The organism is Sphingobacterium puteale (assembly GCF_050986225.1).
Taxonomy (GTDB): Bacteria; Bacteroidota; Bacteroidia; order Sphingobacteriales; family Sphingobacteriaceae; genus Sphingobacterium; species Sphingobacterium puteale.
In genome coordinates this window covers 1,861,339-1,879,391 of record NZ_CP158959.1, presented here as the reverse complement: position 1 = coordinate 1,879,391, position 18,053 = coordinate 1,861,339, and the positions used below count along the sequence as shown (strand labels likewise).

Below are 18,053 nucleotides of genomic sequence, written 5' to 3'. Positions count from 1 at the left end.
TTTCAATAGTTTAAGATACTTTCATGTCTTATAAAACTTAAAATATCTTAAGCAAAATACTCGCTTTTGTTAATTTGTAGTTTTTTAATTTTCGAGTGCAAGGTATTGCCGGGAATTTTAAGAACTTCAGATGCGCTTCCCGGACCGGAGATCTTCCCCGAACAGCGCCTTAGCACCTGAATAATATAATTGCGCTCCAGCTCGTCAAGTGAGCAGTTTAGAAACTGTAGATCGTCCTGCCCAGACTCAACATGTGGCTTTGGAAGATCGATATGGTCAATTATCTCTGTTGTGGTCAAAAGAATAGATCGTTCGATCAGGTGTTCCAGCTCACGCACGTTTCCCGGCCAGCTATAACCACGCAACTGTAGAATTACTTTCGGCATTATTTTCTTAATCTTACGCCCCGTATTGCGACTATATTTTTGTATAAAAAAATCGGTAAGTTGTGCGATATCTTCGAGACGTTCACGCAGTGGCGGTATATGTATCGGAAACACATTCAGCCTGAAATATAGATCAGCCCGAAAACGTCCCGCTTTTACCTCTTCTTCCAAATTTCGATTGGTAGCAGCAATGAGTCGTACATCAATTTTGATGGTCTGCTGACCACCGATTCTTTCTAGCTCGCGTTCTTGAATGATTCGCAACAATTTCGATTGCGCTTCTAACGGAAGTTCACCAATCTCATCCAAAAAAAGTGTACTTTGGTGTGCCAATTCAAATTTGCCGATACGGCGTTCTACGGCGCCTGTAAATGCGCCTTTTTCATGTCCAAATAATTCGCTTTCGATCAGGTGGGTGGGCAAAGCGGCACAATTCACTTTTACCATGACTTTATCTTTTCGATCCGAAGATGTATGTATGCCCCTGGCGACCAATTCTTTTCCAGTTCCGGTTTCACCTGTAATCAAAACGCTAGTACCAGTACTTGCCACGAGCGACATCAGGTGATACACTTGCTGCATAGGCTCTCCACTGCCAATAATTTCAGAAAAATTGTAAATGGTCTTGATTTGCTCTTTTAAATAATTATTCTCTATCTCTAGATTCTTTTTATAAGCTAATAATTGCTCGTTTGCCCGAATATTATCGATGGCAATTGAAATCTGGGAACAAATGCCTTTAATAAGCATTTTGTTGAGTTGATCTGCTAGTAACCATATCGTACCAATATTTTTATCACCGATCCGCAAAGGCAGACCATACATGTTTCTTCGCCCTGTGGTCTTCCATAATCGGGCATAATCGTTTCCCTTTTTTATTTCCTCCTCAACATTAAATACAAGTCCCTCCTTGCTGGACAACACCTGAGCAGTATATAATTCATCGATTGTAATAAGGTTGCTTGCCAATTTATTAAAATCGTTTTGTGCATTGGCAAACAGTGCTGCATCATACATATAAGGAGATAAGTGGATTCCATCTGCCTCGATCACGCGGATCATAGACAATCTCGTGAATAGGGTTTTATCCAAAACCTTGCTAATAGCCGACTGAAGGTCCTGCTTTGTTTTAAGCTGGGTAATATCATTGCTGAAATCCAATAAAAAAGATTGCTCTTGTTGCTTTTTAACGAGCTGTTCATTAGCCAGCGTATTTGAAATAGCCGTTGAGATCTGCGCACAAATGCTCTGAAGTAAAGGAATATTGATTTCGGCGGTCTCCAATAGCAACAGGCCTAGATTGGTCTCACCATTCCGCAACCGTATCCCTGTAAATGTCGCTATCCCCAATGACCTCCAATAATGGAGATAACCTGAAGTAATACCACGCTGCACCTCCCGGTCTACATTAAATAACAACGGAATAGCACTCGCTAAAATACGATTCTGTAAACCATCATTGAGGGGCAATTGTTGAAACCAATCCACTTTGGCCTTCGGTACAGGATGGGTACCGAAATCATAAATGTAGGGCTCTGTGAGAGATTTCGTATCGCCAGAGATTCGCCGAATAACAAAACTTCCCTTTGGACTAAGTTGCTTCAATACATCCCGAACAGTCTCCGTTAGTTCTTCCTTTGTTCGGACAGCAGCCATTCGGCTACTGAATTCGAGTAAAAAAGTCTTTTCCTTTTCCCTTTTAAGTAGCTCTTCGTTTTTTACAATATTGGAAACTGCACTCGATATTTGGGGAATAATACCGACAATGACATCTCTGAAATTTTGGCTAAAGCCATTTATTTGATCAGTATAAATGTGAAGGAAGCCAATAGCACGTCCCTCTCGCATCAATTTGGCCATTAAAATTTCCCGAACGCCTTTTTCATAATTGACGCGTAGAAATTCTGGGCTTTTGGGATCGTCCATGATATCCGATAACACAAATGAAACAGGCTCCGCAGCATCCAAAACAGCCTGAATAAATGGTTCATTAAGGGGAAAACGTGCCTTTATCATTTCGCTGTAACGCGGGTGGTTCCGGATTGGAGAACCATCATTGTCAAGGAGGAAAGGACGATAGGTATCATCCTTATAATCGATAGTGGTGACAATAGTATGCGTAATAAAATATAAGCCTTTTATACCATTCTTAAAAAGCCGAATAAGATCATTCTTGTCACGAACTTTAGTCAAATCATTGCCCAATGCCAACAAGATCTCTCGTTCTTTTTGGTAATATGCGATCCCCTGCTGGGACACATCATTTTTAGAATTGGTTGTTTTATTTGCTTTCATGTTATACATAATAGTACAGCGGTACGGTTACAATTATTACTAATGTACTGACAATTAGGCTATCCTTCGAATATACACAATCTGTTAATCAATTTATCCACTTAAAATAAATGGACAGTGGCATTAAGAACAATACAAGCGGCACAATAACTGAAAAGCTGGTGCCCATCCATTTTATAAAACCATTATATCGTCGGTGCGATATACCTAGCGAAGTAAATGCGCTAGTAAACCCATGCAATAGATGCCAAAACAAGGAAACACAGCCAAATAAATAAACCAAAACTTCAAAAGGGTTACTAAATTTCTCCAGCATCAGATCATAAAGAGGCAGCTCCTCATCATAACGAAACTGGTGAATACGATTGGGTATCCAAAAATTGGACGTGTGTATCACTAAAAAAAGAAGCAAAAGTGTCCCTAAAAGAGTCATGCTCTTACTATACCATTTTATTTTGGGTGTTGCTAGTGGATAAGCATATTTTATGGGGCGCGCGTCTCTGTTTTTTTTCCACAATAGAAGCCCTTGTACAATATGAAGCACAAATCCAGCTATAAGAACGATTTCCAAAGTCCTGATCACGGGATTTGTGGCCATAAAATGCGCTCCGATGGTAAAGGTTACTCCACCATCATTATAGAATATGAGTGCATTGACAGACATATGTACGAGCAAAAAACTGATGAGGAACAGTCCGCTCAATGCCATGGTAAATTTTCGGCCCAAAGAACTCGTAAAAGTTTTATAGAAACTGTTCATAATTATAATCTTTAAATAGGATCAATAAAAAATTTGATTCGAGATCCAAGGGTCAATCATACCCTTGGATCAGATTCTGCTTATTTATTTTTGAATACCCAGGCTAAACCATTCTTCGAAAGTCAGCTTACCCAATTTCGCATCCTCAGCAGGCACTAATGTAAATTCATCTAACGGCGAACCAAAATATAAGGCGTGCTTATCACCAACAACTTCCTTGGAATTTTTCGTTTTAATCAAATATTGTTTTACTAAAACCGCTAGTTCAAATTGTTCGGGACCCCCAATTTCTACAATTCCGTTGATTGGTTGACCAAGTGCGAATTCAGCAACAAATGAAGAAACGTCTTCTGCAGCAATAGGTTGTATCTTAGCTGTCGACACATTAATAACGTTTCCATCTTGTGCAGATGCAACAATACCTCCTAAAAATTCCAAAAATTGCGTGGAATGAATGATTGTGTAAGGAATACCTGATTTGACAATAAGATCTTCTTGTACTTGTTTTGCCCTAAAATACCCGCTTGCCTGCAGACGACTTGTTCCTACAACAGACAAAGCAATATGATGCTTGACTCCAGCATTTATCTCAGCGGCTAACAAATTTTTTCCAGAAGTCTCAAAAAACTCCATGACATCCTTATCTGCAAATGATGGTGAATTGGCTAGATCAATCACAACTTCAGCTCCATCTACAGCTTCCGCTAAGCCTTCGCCCGTAATAGTATTGACACCGGTATTTGGCGAGGCTGCGATAACCTCATGTCCCAATGCTCTTAATTTACCAACAGTTTTCGTTCCGATCAATCCTGTACCTCCAATAATTAAAATTTTCATGTTTTTATATTTTATATTTAACATTTTTGTATAAATCATAGAAACTCAATCTAGATGCCATCAATCACAATTGACTGAAAATAAGCTACATAAAACAAAACACCATCATCACAATTCCCTAAATAAAATGATTCCGCTACACCTGTCACCATATATAGTAAAAGTATAATGTAGTTAATCTTAAAATCTTACTTGAAACAGAAATATTCATTTACAAAAAGCTAAACATCCCCCTTTTTAATCCATTTATCAGTCTTTGGCACTTGATAGTTACATAATTTTTCAAACAAAGTGTCAATATCATTTGCAACCAATAATAACTCCTTATTAATTTGTTTGAGAAAGCCCTTTCTTATCATGGTATCTATAAATAATAATAAATCATCAAAAAACCCATCGATATTTAAAATAGCGATGGGTTTTTGATGTAAGCCTAACTGTGCCCAAGTTAACATCTCGAAGAGTTCATCCAATGTACCAAACCCTCCTGGTAAAGCAATAATGCCATCAGAAAGCTCATTCATCATTAATTTCCGCTGATGCATGGTATCGACATAAATAAGTTCTGTCAATCTCCGATGTGCGATTTCTTTATCTTTCAAAAAGTGGGGCAAAACACCTATAACTTTGCCTCCGTTGTTAACGACACTGGTAGCTAATACTCCCATTAGTCCAACATCAGCACCTCCGTATATCAGCTCAATTTTTTGAGCGACCAATTTTTCGCCTAACAGTTGCGCGTGCCGCTCATAAATTATCTCAAATCCGGAACTTGATCCACAGAAAACCGTTATTCTATTTATTTGCATAAGTAGTCGAATTCAATTGTATTTATTTTAGTTTTTTCACCTACTACAACTACCATCTTTTAAAAGTTAAATTTTACATTTGTGACCTTTTCAGCGTAACCCCATAATTCTTCGGCTAAATAAGTACTCTCCATTGCTGCTGAGCTGTGCATAGAAAGCGTCGGGAAACCTGTATATTCTTTTTCCCCATCTGGTCCGAAAAATTGTCCCCCCTTAACGTTCTTATCTGTTGCAGCAAATAACGTAGTCAGAGCCCCTTGCCAAGGTTCCATCACATGATCAAATTCGCTTAACATATTTTCCAATTGCTCTCTAGGTATATATCGCTGTAAATCAGTGCGCGTAACCCCGGGATGAGATGCTATAGAAATAATAGGAGAATTAGTATTCTTCAATTTTCTGTCGAGTTCGTAAGTAAAAAGAATATTAGCTAATTTACTCGTCGCATATTCACGCCATTGATCATAGTTTTTTTCTAAACGAAGGTTCCCAAAATCGATTCCATCCACCAAAGTGGCTGCACCACTTGATAGCGTAACGATTCTTGCCTGATCTGAATTTCGAAGCAAAGGTAAAAGGTGTCCAGTTAGTGCATAATGCCCCAAATAATTAACACCAAATTGAAGTTCAAATCCGTCCAGTGTTTTCGACGCAGGAGGACACATTACGCCAGCATTATTAATAAGGATATCTAAATGGTCATATTCGTTAAAAAATATTTTAGAAAACTCACTGATTTGGCTGAGACTTGCAAGATCTAACCGACAAACTCTCAGCCTTCCTTCAACTTTGCTTTCAAGCTTGATTTTTCTTATAGCGTTATTTGCCTTTTCCAAATTTCTTGCTGCAATGACGACTTCAGCTCCTTTTTCGTACAGCGCTTTTGCTGTTTCATATCCAATGCCGCTGTTTGCTCCAGTCACAACAGCAACCTGCCCCGATAAATCCGGAATATTGTCTTTTGTCCACATAGAAGATAAAATTTAAATAAAACACAAAATTAGTCGATCAAAACGCTGCCCGTTATTTTGTGAAGTCCAAATATTGTTTATTATAAAGTCCTATATTGTATGAAATCAAACATTGTCATTGAATATATTAATGTTAATAAATTTGCAATCAGTTTAAAACAGGGAGATATAATATTTATATTGATCGTATTAATACACTCATCAACGATTAATAGAAAAAGGATCGAAAATTCTACTCCTTGATCCTTTTCCTCGGTTTAGGCAAATGCGCTCCCCACCTGAAGATGGCTGCTCAAAGCTATTCGGTTCCATGCATTTATTGTCACAACGGCAACAACAATTTGGGCAATTTGATTTTCCGTGAAATAATTAAGCGCATTGCTGTAGGTCTCATCGCTTAAACCCTGCTGATGGATAAGCGTTACTTCCTCTGTAACGGACAACACGATCCTTTCTTCCTCTGAAAATATCGTTCCCGCCTCACGCCAAGCATTTAAAAGGAAAATACGTTGATCAGTTTCCCCGTTCTTCAAAGCATCTTTGGTATGCATATCAATACAATAAGCACAACCATTAATCTGTGACGCTCTGATTTTAATTAGTTCTTTTAAGGATTTAGAAATTTCTACTTTGGAAAGGTAGGTTTCCAGACCCATCATAGCTTTCAAAGCTTCAGGTTCAGCTGAATTGATATTAATTCGTTTTTGCATTTTTGTTTTGTTTAAATTTAACATTTTTGTACAGATCATATAAATTCAATTCAGATGCCATTAATTACAATTAACTGAAAATAAGACACATAAAACAAATCCATTTTACCACAACTCCCTAAATAAAATGATTCCGCTATACTTATCACCATATATAGTAAAAGTACAATGTAGTTAATCTTAAAATCTCCCTTGAAGCATAAATATTCATTTGCAAAAAATTGCCCCCCCCCTTTTTAATCTATTTCTACTCTGGAATGGAGGATTTCGAGACCCATCATGGTTTTCAAAACTTCAGATTCAGTTGAATTGATATTAATTCTTTTTTGCATCTTCGTTTTGTTTAATTTGTTGTACAAATTTGATAATGAAATCAATAAAGAAACTTAAACTGGTTTAAGAAATAGAAATTCCCCCATCTACGGGCAAAATAACCCCTGTAGTCCATTCAGAATCCAAAATGGATACCGCAACAGATACAATATCTCCAACATTTCCCCTACGTTGTAAAGGAATTTGTTTCTTTTCGCTCTCTTGAATGGCCAAAATAGTCTGGTCATCGTATCCAGCTGATCTCAATATATCTGTATTCGTAGGTCCGGGAGCAATAGCATTAACTTTTATCCCCATAGCAGCCAATTCGAGTGCCCAAATCTTTGTTAACATATTTAATCCGGCCTTTGCCGAACCATAAGCACTCAAGTCAGCATAAACTTTAATTCCATGACTGCTCGTGATATTTAAAATATGCCCTTTGGTTATAGCCAAGAATTTCAAACATTTTGAGCTAAGTAAAGAGGGGCCGATCAAATGTGCCTGATACATTTCTTCCAATGACGATTTTGAAATATCTTTTAAACCTCCCAACTCTACATGCCCTGCGCTGTTGACGAGGATATTCAGTTTCCCATCCCAATCGTTCTCTATAAAATTGATCAGATCTACTAGATGATTTTCGTTCGCACTATCATATACCAAGGTTTGAATACGCGGCATCTCTACTTTTACCGAATTTAGTTTATCTTTGTTACGACCGGTAATCAGGACGTCCCATCCTTTTTCATAAAAGTGCTTGGCTATACCATAGCCAATACCGGATGAACCACCGGCAATTAAAATCTTACTATTCATTGTTATAACATTTAAATTTGACAGCACAAAATTAATATACAAAAATCTGAATAACAATAACTTACACAAAGGTAAGTAACTAAAACCAAGGTTTGCATCATTGATTTAAAGCACATTAAATCAAAAAAATAAAATAAAAAAAATGAGCTACAGCAGAAGAACAACAATAAATTGTGAAAATAACCCAGATGTTGATTGCACTATTGAAGCCTCTTTATCAATTTTAGGAGGAAAATGGAAATTGAAAATCTATAAGGTATTAAGGCCTGGTCAGCCTCTAAGGTTTACTGAAATAAAAGAAAGATTGGAGCCCATATCAGATAAAACATTAACAGCTCAGCTGCGTGAAATGGAGGAAGACAATCTTATCTTAAGAGAAGTTTTTCCAGAAATTCCACCTAGAGTCGAATATTGTTTAACAGATCTAGGTAGATCATTAGAAGAGATTTTTACAGCTTTAGAAAAATGGGGCAAAACCTATATCAATCAACGATGACATATAAAAATATTTTTATATGTCATCGTTGATTGCCTCATCTACCAAGAAAAGACTGTATTTACATTGGCATCTTTTATTAAAGTTATAGTAATCTATGTTATTCTAGCCAAGTGATCCTATTATTTATGTATCCGCCCGACCAAGTGCATATTTTATGAACGCTTTATAATTCCGAGGTTTGCTTAATGAGTTCAAAGGAAAAAAGAGATCAGATGCTGTCGATGATAGCAGATTGGCAGCAGAGCGGTATGAGCAAGAAGCAGTACTGTGATTCAAGGGGGATCAATGAGGCGAAGTTTTATTATTGGTTTTCTCGGAGCAGGGAGCAAGATGGTGCTAGTGGAAGTTTCACACCGATTGACAAATCTGTCCGTAAGGAGATAGAGATCATCTATCCCAACGGGGTTGTTCTGAAAGTGGAAAGCGATCTGGGTCTTCTGTCTCAGCTGATCCGTCTTTACTAATATGTTTTCGCTTGGGTCTTCCCACAGATTCTACCTTTACGACGGCTACTGCGATATGCGAAAAAGTTTTGATGGACTTTGCGGACTGGTGCTTTCTGTGATGCAACGCAAGCCTACCAGCGGAGAGGTCTTTGTATTTCTAAACCGTAGCCGCACTCATATAAAACTATTACACTGGGAAAGTGGTGGCTTTGTACTTTACTACAAACGTCTGGAGCAGGGAACTTTTGGTGCATCTGAACTTAAGAAAGGTGAGCTGTCCTGGAGCGATCTGGTACTGATGGTCGAGGGTATACATGTTGTGAAGAGTATACAGAAAAAACGTTATTTATTACCTCAAAAACAGCTTTTTTAATGGTATTAAGGCAATAAATGCGTATATTTATGGCATAGAAAAAGCGCTGGAAAACCTCTCGAAAGAAGACCTTATCAAGGTTGTTTCCAGCCGTGATCAAGAGATAGATTATCTAAAGTCACAGCTTGCCATGTACAAGCGCATGCAGTTCGGACAGAGTCGCGAACGCTTCGAAGGAGACCCAAACCAGACCATGCTCCCCTTTGAAGCAGAGCCGGCCGAAGTTGTACAGCAACAGGAGGAAATCAAGGAAAAGATCGAGTATGTCCGTAAACGTCCTCACCATAAAGGACGTGCGAAGTTACCTGAACATCTACCGGTAGAAGAGGTCGAGATCCACCCCGAAGGAGACCTATCGGAAATGGTATGTATTGGAAAAGAGATTACCGAAGAGCTTGAGTGCGAGCCTGCAAAGTTCTATATCAAACGTTACATCCGTTATAAATATGCGGCTAAAAACGGAGATGGTGTATCCATCGCAGGGCTTCCCGAGCGCGTCATCGATAAAGGGATACCCGGAGCGGGGCTACTAGCGATGATCCTGACTGCAAAATATATGGATCACCTTCCGCTCTACCGCCAGAAGCAGATGTTCGCCAGGGAAAATATACAGATACCATCATCCACTATCGAAGGATGGACAAAAAGCAACAAGCGAATTCCGTTTATGCCAGCGAAGCCGATATACTGAATGTCGCACTATTTGGTATGATAGCCAAACAGTGGAGAGATACTAATCCTGATAAAAAGGGCAATATTCGAGACTACGCGATTATAGAACAGTTGGTCGTGCTAAGCAACATGGAAAGTATAAATGCGTTGCTGATCCAACAAGGCCTACCACAAAATGAAAGACTTATACAACTGAACAAAGTAGCGGTAACCCAAATGAAGTCGCTCGTAGAAAATAAGGCTGTTAAAAAATTGAAATAGAAAATCATACGTGTATACGTATTGTTAGAGAAAGTTTGCATAATTATTTATTAAACGATCTTTCTGGAATAACATAAAAAACTCACCAACAATACATTAAGATTAAAAACATTGTATTATTATAGGAATTATCAGCGCTTTTTCATCCTCATTTTCAACCGCTCTTTTTTATTTGTTTTTTACCTTTAATAGATGACTCAGTATAAAAAAAGTAAGCACAAACATAATTGCCTGAATGATAAATACAGGGTAAAGTAGATCTCCTTCGGCATAACGATATCCAAAACTTACAATCGATACCGGAAATGTAAATACCGTACCGACAACAAACCATTCGTTATAAAACGGATCATCAGGAAAAATCGAACATACAGACAAGGTACCTATTCCGACATAGGCCAAAGCAATAAAAAATGGTACTCGCTGTTCTTTTATATACTTTATCATGGGTTTTCCAGTTATAAAAATGCTTCGCTATATGTTACTAATTATTTAAGAGAACATTCCTTTAGGAAATAACTTTTATGGTATCCGTAGCGTCTGCTTCCTTTTGCGCAATTGAATAAGATGATCCAAGAATATTTACAACCAATTTAGACATTCCCAATTCAAGCTGCTCGATTTTCTCATGTTAGCAATTCGTATACCAGAACAAGAAACCGAATGCTGGCAATCGACATTTCGACTGGCTTGTTCTAAGAAATCGCACGGATGAAATTGTTTAATCATATTCAAGCGAGCTCTTTCCTTATTCTGCTCAAAGACTGCGGGGTTATCTTGAGATAAGAAGCGATATATTGCTGTGGAACCTGTTGCACGATCGCTGGGTAACGTCTCAATAGCTCAAGGTATTTCGTTTTCGCATCGCCATAATTCAGAAAATCATTATCTTTTATTTTTTGAAGCAATGAGGCCTCACTAAGGGTTTTGAAATAAACATATAGATTTGGAATAGTCTGAAAATAACGTTCAAAAGCGGAAAAAGCTATCGTATAGATCTTGCTGGCAACAACTGTCTGAATAGCCTCTGTCGCCGGCTGCCTAGTATAGTAACTTTCAAGATTTGCAAAAAATTGGTGCTCCTTGATAAAATACTTCGTAACATCGTTGCCTGATATATCCGCCCCCAGCAAACGTAAGATACCGCTTTCAACAAAGAGAATCTCAGACGCTACTTCATGGAGTTCTTCGATATAGGTACCCGCTTTTACCTGGCGTAATTTAAAACTCGCAGCAAGCAGATCAATATCGCTTGCCGCAAGTATTCCTCCAAAAGCAAGTGCAGCCTTAAGTTTTTCCATTATTTTACGATTTGTAGTTCCAATAGACTGTTTGCGCAGGAGATCACAGCTTCTTTAACAGGAATGGGCTTCCATCCCAGTTCTCTCTGTGCTTTACTGATATCTGTTTTCCTCCGAGCCATCTCCAACAAAACCGGTTTGAGCTCGGGGCGAAATTGCGCCAGCATCCTTGTTATAAAGTTAGGAAATTCTGCTGTAGGAATTTTATGTCCCGGAAAATGATCTTTAAGTATGAGCGCAACAGCCTTGAGCGTTAAATAACCTGTCGCAGCGATATACCTATTGCCGGCTGCAACAGGGCTTTCCATCGCCAAAATAAGGAGATCTGCAACAGAACGGACATCGACAAGATCAAAACCGATCTTGGGTAAAGCAGGATAACTACCGTTCATCAAAGCGACAACGATCTCTGCAGAAGTACCATAATCTTTTTCGATCACCGGCCCCAAAATAGCCCCGGGACATACCGTAACCAATTCCAGCGAGCTAGCGTCCTTTTGGATAAAATCCCAGGCTGCTTTTTCGGCGATGGTTTTACTTTTATAATAGGGTGTCAGATCGCTCTTACTGCCTATATCCGTCCAATCGTTTTCAGTAAAAATTCGGTTCGGATCTTTCGCTGGCTGGCCATAGGCTACAGCGGCTAAAGAAGAGGTCATCACAACCCGCTTAACGTTGTTGTCTACGGTGGCTCTCAAAATATTTAACGTACCGTTTTTTGCGGGTACGATTAATTCATCCTCATTCTTGGGCAGTGTTGCCGGGAAAGGTGATGCAACATGCTGGATAAAGTCCACTCCTTTTGCAAGATCGTTCCAGATACTTGAATCGCTTAAATCTGCGACTGCAAAGTGCAGCTTATCCAAATGATCGGTATGCTGGCCAATCACCTCTTTTATAGATGATATGCGATCTCTGTTCCGTAGTGTGCCTATCACCTCATAGCCTTTATTGAGCAATTGAATGGCCGTATGTGCACCTAAAAAACCGGTAACTCCGGTCAGTAATACTTGCTGATTTTTCATTTTCTTTTATTTATAAAGTTCGGATGATCTCATCAAGCTACCATTACCATTTGTTAAGAAATAAGGCTTTTTACATCTTTTGTGATTAGTTGCGCCACTTCACCTATCTCGGAGCAGATATAAACAGTTTTATCCATCTTTTCCAGATAAAGAGCAAACTCATCGAGTACCTCAACATCACTCCCAACGAGAATAAAACAGTCGAAAAGATGACCAAGGCTTCCAAGGGTTTCTATTTTTAAGCTTAATCTCTTTTGGAAAAAAATCATAACAATCATAACACATATTTTTAGAATACTTAAATGGAGCCCCGCTGACACCAAAAAACAACGGGGACACCATAGATAATCAGATTTGAAATGCATCAGCAAATCGGGCAAACGTTTCTCGTGCCGCATAAATGGCATCTGCAGCATGTTCTTCCGAAATATTTGCACGCAAAACATCAATAAAGACATTCCATTTCTGACTTGTTTCTGAACCATAACCGGAGAAGAACGATACTCCTTCAGTTATTCCGTATTTCCCAAGCATTTGAACAATGACCATCCCGCCCATCGCGGACCCCTCCATGACGTAAAGTGCCCCCAGCGCCTTTGCTGTACTGTCGATGTTAGGGACATGTACTTCTGGAAGTTCGTTCAGGTCTCCACCTAAGTCCACGATATCCTCAGCGAGACTAACGGCATGTCGCCTTTCGGGATAATCTGCCAATATATTCTCAGTGATATATGGAGCAATGACTTCTTCTAAATTCTTGAAATAGCCATAAAATATTTTTAACAGATCTGCGTATTCCGCATTGCTACGGATCGACTTTAATCTGGCGACAACCAATTTCTCTAGCTGTTGGTGCGGTGAGGCGGTTTGTTTTCTTAATTCTTCTTGTATCATCATTATTGTTTTTTATTGTAAAAAGGTGATTTTTGTCCTATCATTCTACTCCGCCACCCAGACTGCGATACAGGTCGGCAATGGCAGACAGCTTCTGACGCCGGACAGATGCGAGGTCAAGTTCGCTCTGCAATACATTAACCTGTGCTGTAATCACTTCGAGATAGTTTGCCATGCCATTTACGAAAAGGGTATTGGCGTTTGCTGTTGCCTGCTGCAGTGTATTGACACGTTGGGCTGTAATGTACTGCTGCTGTTTCAGCTTCTCGATCTTTACTATGGCATCGGAGACCTCTCCAACCGCTCCCAAGACTGTTTTTCGAAATGCAACAATTGTTTTCTCTCGTTCAATAGCAGCTATCTTATACTGTGTGCTAAGTTCCTTATGCTGGAGTAATGGCTGTAAGATAGTTCCACCCACAGTACCAAAGAGTGCCCCGGGAATATTGAACCAATCGCTTGCTTTCAGTGCTCCCACTCCCCCTGTGGCAGTAATGCGAAATGCAGGATACATCTGTGCTTTACTGATGCCCACTTTTGCATTCGCAATCACCAGGTCCAGCTCGCGGCTCCGAACATCTGGCCGTCGCCGGACCATATCAATTGGAACACCAGTCGACAGCTGCTCTGGAAATTTAATCTCTTCGAGCATAGTACGTCCCTGCTGTATACCGGGCAATTCACCAGCAAGCACATGTAGCGCATTCTCCTGCAATATGATTTCCTTTTCGAGTTGCGGGATCAGCTCCGCTACTGCCAGTCGCTGTGCCTCAGCTTGCTGAACCGCCAAATAGGTTGCCTGCCCCATTCTATACTGCACATTTGTAATACGCAAAGTACTATCATTTAATGCCATATTCGCTACTGCGACACGACGCTGCTGATCTAGCATAAGAAGATTATAATAGCCTTTTGAAACACTTATAATAAGATCAGTTTGCAAGGTTTTACGAGCCTCGTCGCTTTGCAAATAAGCGGCAAGCACGGCTTTGTTGGAATTACGGATCTTTCCCCAGACATCAGCTTCCCAAGTCAAACTGGCTCCTAAGGAATAATCCTCGATATGATTGGCCCCTAAAAACTGACTTGCCGTCATCCCGTTGAGGCTGTAATTAGAAGGATTACTTGTATTTCCCGTTGCATTGAGACTGACAACAGGTAGATTGTTCCATTTTGACTGCCGTACAAGCAGATGTGCCGATTCGATATTTTTCAGCGCGACCTGCATGTCCAAGTTTTTCTTCAGGGTACTATCGATCATTACCTGCAACACTTTATCCGTGAAAAAACTCTTCCAAGGCAGCATAGCGATACCAAGCGTATCTTTATCGGTCTCTCCACGGAAAGCCGCAGGAAGTTCTGGCTTGGGCAACTGGGCGTCTTTAGTGATTGCACAGCCAACCAAGGTGCCTAGTAATGCAGTCATAAGAATAATTTGACGATAGTTTTTAGTTAAATAGCTCATAAATTGTCTCTTTTATTTGTCTTAAGCTTCTATAGCAGGTTGGATCGCTGGTCTTGGTTGCGTTTTCCTACCCGATATTTTCTCCTGCAGGGCCTGAAACACAACGAACAGCACCGGTATGATAAACAATCCCAGAATGACACCACTGATCATTCCGCCTGCAGCACCTATACTGATGGAATGGTTTCCCATGGCTGATGGGCCAGTGGCCCGCATCATAGGGGTAATACCAGCAACGAATGCGATTGAGGTCATAATAATGGGCCGGATACGCAGTTTGGCAGCCTCCAATGCCGACTGCAGTAATGTGCGCCCTGCATGTCTGCGCTGTACGGCAAATTCGACGATCAGGATTGCATTTTTGGCCAGTAGCCCGATCAGCATAATCAGTGCTACTTGGATATAGATATTATTGTCAATACCTGCCATGCCAATAGCTGCAAAAACGCCAATGATACCTGTTGGAACTGAAAAAACCACAGCCAAAGGAAGTATATAGCTGTTGTACTGTGCACACAGCAGGAAGTAAACAAACAGTAGAGAGAGCGAAAAAATAATCACGGACTGGCCCCCGGACGAGATCTCTTCCCTAGTCATTCCCGAAAATTCATACGAGTAACCTGATGGCAATACATCAGCTGCGACTTCCCGGACAGCGAGGATAGCATCACCGGTACTAAAGCCCGCTTTGGGCACAGCATTGACACCGATCGAGTTGAAAAGGTTATACCGTGTAATCACCTCTGGGCCAAAGACTCTTTTCAAACTGACCATTGTTTTTATGGGAACCATCTTGCCAGATCTGTTCTTGACATAGACTTCGTTCATCGAAGCCGGATCTGCACGTTCCTGTTTGTCAGCCTGTACCATAACCCGATAATACTTACCAAAGCGATTGAAATCGGAAACTTGCGCGCTACCAAAGAAAGACTGCATTGTTGCTAAAACATCTTTTTCATCCACCTCCAATTGTTCGATTTTTTCGTGGTCAAGAATCATCTCGTATTGTGGATAATCTGCGCGGAATGTGGTAAATGCAACAGCTATTTCTTTGCGTTTGCTCAACTCGGCGATAAATCTGTTGGCAATTCCACCAAATTTATCCAGCTTGCCGCCGGCTTTGTCTTCGAGGACCAGATCCAGCGCATCCACATTGCTGAACCCAGGAACGGTAGGAAAAGAAAATACAAAGCATTGGGCTCCCTTAATTGTATTGAGCCGTCTTTGAATTTCAGCAATGTTAGCGGTGACATCGTTCATCGCTCCGCGCTCACCATCCTTTTTCATCCTGAAAAAAGCTACTCCGGATGAGGGACTGGTGGAATTTGTCAACACATTGAAACCTGCTACTTCATTGAATGCAAATTTCGCTTTCATATCCCGCACCTTATCGGCCGCCTCATCAAGGACTGCCTGCGTCCTATTCATGGAGGAACCCGGGGGAAGATTGACCGAAATTGCAATAAAACCCAGGTCTTCTGACGGGATAAAACCTGTCGGAGTCCGACGAATAAGCCAGCCAGTAATTACAACAACAAGCGCTAACCCAGTGAGACTTGCCCATTTAAACTTGATCAGCTTTTTCACTGCGACAACATACTTAGCTGTTACATTTTCAAAGCCTTTATTGAAAGCGTAGAAAAAACGCTGTTTAAAATTAGTAGGCCCTTCAGCATGACCATGATTCACATCTTTCAACAATAAGGCACATAATGCGGGACTGAGGGTCAAAGCATTCAATGCAGAAATAACAATTGCAATAGCTAAAGTAAAGGCAAACTGACGGTAAAACACACCTGCGGACCCTTTCATAAAGCCAACGGGAAGAAATACTGCTGCCATGACCAAAGTAATCGAGATGATGGCACCAGTAATCTCGTGCATCGCGGACATCGTTGCTTTTTTGGCTGTCATATTTTTATTTTCCAGTTTGGAATGTACAGCCTCAACAACGACAATGGCATCGTCTACGACTATACCTATGGCCAGTACGAGTGCAAATAGGGTGAGCAGGTTAATAGAGAACCCGAAGACAGACATAAAGAAAAACGTACCTATAACCGCCACGGGAACTGCAATGGCCGGAATCAGTGTGGACCGGAAATCCTGCAGGAATAGATATACGACTATAAAAACAAGAATAAAGGCTTCCAGAAGTGTATGCTCTACCTGATCAATGGATTGATCAAGCATATCCTTGGTATTGTAGAGTATCTGCTGCTTGATCCCTGGAGGAAAATCTTTTTCAGCTTTTTTCAAAAATTCGGCCACCTTCGTCTGTATTTCTCTCGAATTGGTGCCAGGAAGCTGTATCACCTGGAATAGCACACTTTTTTTATCGTGCACGGTATTTAATGAATTGTAGGTGTAACTGCCCAGTTCCACTTTGGCGACATCTTTAAGTTTGAGCATACTGCCATCTCCATTCGTTCTTATGATCATATTCCCATAGTCCTCGGGTCTGGTATACTTACCCGCATATTTGAGTACATATTCGAAAGATCTATCGCTTGATTCACCAAACCTTCCCGGTGCTGCTTCTTGATTTTTACTTTTGACAGCGGCCATCACTTCTGTCGGTGTAATGTTATAAGCGGCCATTTGCGCCGGATTGAGCCATATCCGCATCGAATAATCTCTATTACTGCCGTAAAAAGTGACCTGGCCAACGCCCTGTATACGTTTTAACTCCGGAATGATGTTAATCTGAGCATAATTGGTCAGATATGTTGCATCGTATAGTTCGGGCTTATCACTCATCAAATTAATCGCCATAATAAGCGAATTTTGTACCTTTTGGGTGGTAGTACCGGCCTGGACAACTTCTGGAGGAAGCAATCCCGTAGCAGATGAAACTCGATTCTGTACATTTACAGCGGCCTGGTCGGGATCTGTGCCCAACTTAAAGTATACGGATATGATGAGTGTACCGTCGTTGCTCGAAGTGGAACTCATATAGGTCATATTTTCAACCCCATTAATGGCTTCCTCCAGCGGTGGTGCTACCGCACGCACCATCGTTTCGGCATTGGCACCGGGATAATTGGCCGAAACCTGAACCACTGGAGGTGCTATATCCGGAAACTGTTGTATAGGTAGATCCATCAGACCTACTGCGCCAAGAATGACCAGCATGATGGAAACCACAGTAGCGATAACTGGCTTATCAATAAAAATTTTTAACATGGTATAATAGTCTTTAGCATAAGTAAAATAAG

The 18,053-nt window shown here is 40.4% G+C and carries 18 protein-coding genes and 1 pseudogene; 5 read left to right on the top strand and 14 right to left on the bottom strand.

Annotated elements, in window-relative coordinates; all coding sequences use genetic code 11:
- Positions 1–47: 47 nt before the first annotated feature.
- From ABTV71_RS07740 to ABTV71_RS07710, 7 genes are all read right to left on the bottom strand, one after another.
- Entirely contained in the window at positions 48–2,681 is a 2,634-nt protein-coding gene (locus tag ABTV71_RS07740; protein WP_286592540.1) for a sigma-54-dependent Fis family transcriptional regulator, read from the bottom strand.
- Between the two features lie 88 nt (positions 2,682–2,769).
- On the bottom strand, positions 2,770–3,441 hold the full coding sequence (locus ABTV71_RS07735) for a succinate dehydrogenase cytochrome b subunit (RefSeq protein ID WP_286592539.1): 672 nt from the start codon (positions 3,439–3,441) through the stop codon (positions 2,770–2,772).
- Positions 3,442–3,525: 84 nt separating this feature from the next.
- Complete coding sequence (locus ABTV71_RS07730; protein WP_286592538.1) at positions 3,526–4,278, bottom strand: SDR family oxidoreductase; 753 nt, start codon at positions 4,276–4,278, stop codon at positions 3,526–3,528.
- A gap of 221 nt (positions 4,279–4,499) precedes the next feature.
- Entirely contained in the window at positions 4,500–5,087 is a 588-nt protein-coding gene (locus ABTV71_RS07725) for a TIGR00730 family Rossman fold protein (protein WP_433902778.1), read from the bottom strand.
- 59 nt (positions 5,088–5,146) lie between these two features.
- Complete coding sequence (locus tag ABTV71_RS07720; protein WP_433902777.1) at positions 5,147–6,058, bottom strand: oxidoreductase; 912 nt, start codon at positions 6,056–6,058, stop codon at positions 5,147–5,149.
- Positions 6,059–6,315: 257 nt separating this feature from the next.
- The gene (locus ABTV71_RS07715; protein WP_433902776.1) at positions 6,316–6,768 is read right to left on the bottom strand and encodes a carboxymuconolactone decarboxylase family protein; all 453 of its coding nucleotides are present in this window, start codon (positions 6,766–6,768) and stop codon (positions 6,316–6,318) included.
- Positions 6,769–7,164: 396 nt separating this feature from the next.
- Positions 7,165–7,899 carry an SDR family NAD(P)-dependent oxidoreductase gene (locus ABTV71_RS07710; RefSeq protein WP_433902775.1) on the bottom strand — a complete coding sequence of 245 codons (735 nt, stop codon included), beginning with the start codon at positions 7,897–7,899 and terminating at the stop codon, positions 7,165–7,167.
- A 142-nt stretch (positions 7,900–8,041) separates the two neighbouring features.
- Here ABTV71_RS07710 and ABTV71_RS07705 point away from each other — a divergent pair, with 142 nt between their 5' ends.
- The 5 genes and pseudogenes from ABTV71_RS07705 (at position 8,042) to ABTV71_RS07685 (ending at position 10,150) form a co-directional block, all read left to right on the top strand.
- Positions 8,042–8,395, top strand: coding sequence for a winged helix-turn-helix transcriptional regulator (locus ABTV71_RS07705; RefSeq protein ID WP_286592533.1), 354 nt, complete (start codon positions 8,042–8,044; stop codon positions 8,393–8,395).
- A 188-nt stretch (positions 8,396–8,583) separates the two neighbouring features.
- The gene (tnpA, locus tag ABTV71_RS07700; protein ID WP_433902774.1) at positions 8,584–8,862 is read left to right on the top strand and encodes an IS66 family insertion sequence element accessory protein TnpA; all 279 of its coding nucleotides are present in this window, start codon (positions 8,584–8,586) and stop codon (positions 8,860–8,862) included.
- Position 8,863: 1 nt separating this feature from the next.
- Positions 8,864–9,217, top strand: a complete 354-nt coding sequence (gene tnpB / locus ABTV71_RS07695; RefSeq protein WP_433902773.1) for an IS66 family insertion sequence element accessory protein TnpB — start codon at positions 8,864–8,866, stop codon at positions 9,215–9,217.
- A gap of 73 nt (positions 9,218–9,290) precedes the next feature.
- Positions 9,291–9,878, top strand: a pseudogene (locus ABTV71_RS07690) (transposase); the annotation flags it as partial.
- A 47-nt stretch (positions 9,879–9,925) separates the two neighbouring features.
- Positions 9,926–10,150 (top strand): hypothetical protein, encoded by a 225-nt coding sequence (locus tag ABTV71_RS07685; protein ID WP_433902772.1) that lies wholly within the window; start codon positions 9,926–9,928, stop codon positions 10,148–10,150.
- A 168-nt stretch (positions 10,151–10,318) separates the two neighbouring features.
- Here the strand turns inward: ABTV71_RS07685 and ABTV71_RS07680 are convergent, their stop codons facing one another.
- From ABTV71_RS07680 to ABTV71_RS07650, 7 genes are all read right to left on the bottom strand, one after another.
- The gene (locus tag ABTV71_RS07680; RefSeq protein ID WP_433902771.1) at positions 10,319–10,597 is read right to left on the bottom strand and encodes a hypothetical protein; all 279 of its coding nucleotides are present in this window, start codon (positions 10,595–10,597) and stop codon (positions 10,319–10,321) included.
- Positions 10,598–10,881: 284 nt separating this feature from the next.
- Positions 10,882–11,451 carry a Crp/Fnr family transcriptional regulator gene (locus ABTV71_RS07675; protein ID WP_433902770.1) on the bottom strand — a complete coding sequence of 190 codons (570 nt, stop codon included), beginning with the start codon at positions 11,449–11,451 and terminating at the stop codon, positions 10,882–10,884.
- A complete protein-coding gene (locus ABTV71_RS07670) occupies positions 11,451–12,476 on the bottom strand; it encodes an SDR family oxidoreductase (RefSeq protein ID WP_433902769.1) in 1,026 nt (341 codons plus the stop codon). Before ABTV71_RS07670 ends, ABTV71_RS07675 begins: the two co-directional genes overlap by 1 nt.
- 53 nt (positions 12,477–12,529) lie before the next feature.
- Positions 12,530–12,754: a hypothetical protein gene (locus tag ABTV71_RS07665; protein WP_433902768.1), complete on the bottom strand. Its 225-nt coding sequence runs from the start codon at positions 12,752–12,754 to the stop codon at positions 12,530–12,532.
- A gap of 70 nt (positions 12,755–12,824) precedes the next feature.
- Positions 12,825–13,373 carry a biliverdin-producing heme oxygenase gene (locus ABTV71_RS07660; RefSeq protein ID WP_433902767.1) on the bottom strand — a complete coding sequence of 183 codons (549 nt, stop codon included), beginning with the start codon at positions 13,371–13,373 and terminating at the stop codon, positions 12,825–12,827.
- A gap of 37 nt (positions 13,374–13,410) precedes the next feature.
- Positions 13,411–14,835, bottom strand: coding sequence for an efflux transporter outer membrane subunit (locus ABTV71_RS07655; protein ID WP_433902766.1), 1,425 nt, complete (start codon positions 14,833–14,835; stop codon positions 13,411–13,413).
- A 21-nt stretch (positions 14,836–14,856) separates the two neighbouring features.
- Positions 14,857–18,021, bottom strand: coding sequence for an efflux RND transporter permease subunit (locus ABTV71_RS07650; protein ID WP_433902765.1), 3,165 nt, complete (start codon positions 18,019–18,021; stop codon positions 14,857–14,859).
- Between the last annotated feature and the right edge of the window lie 32 nt (positions 18,022–18,053).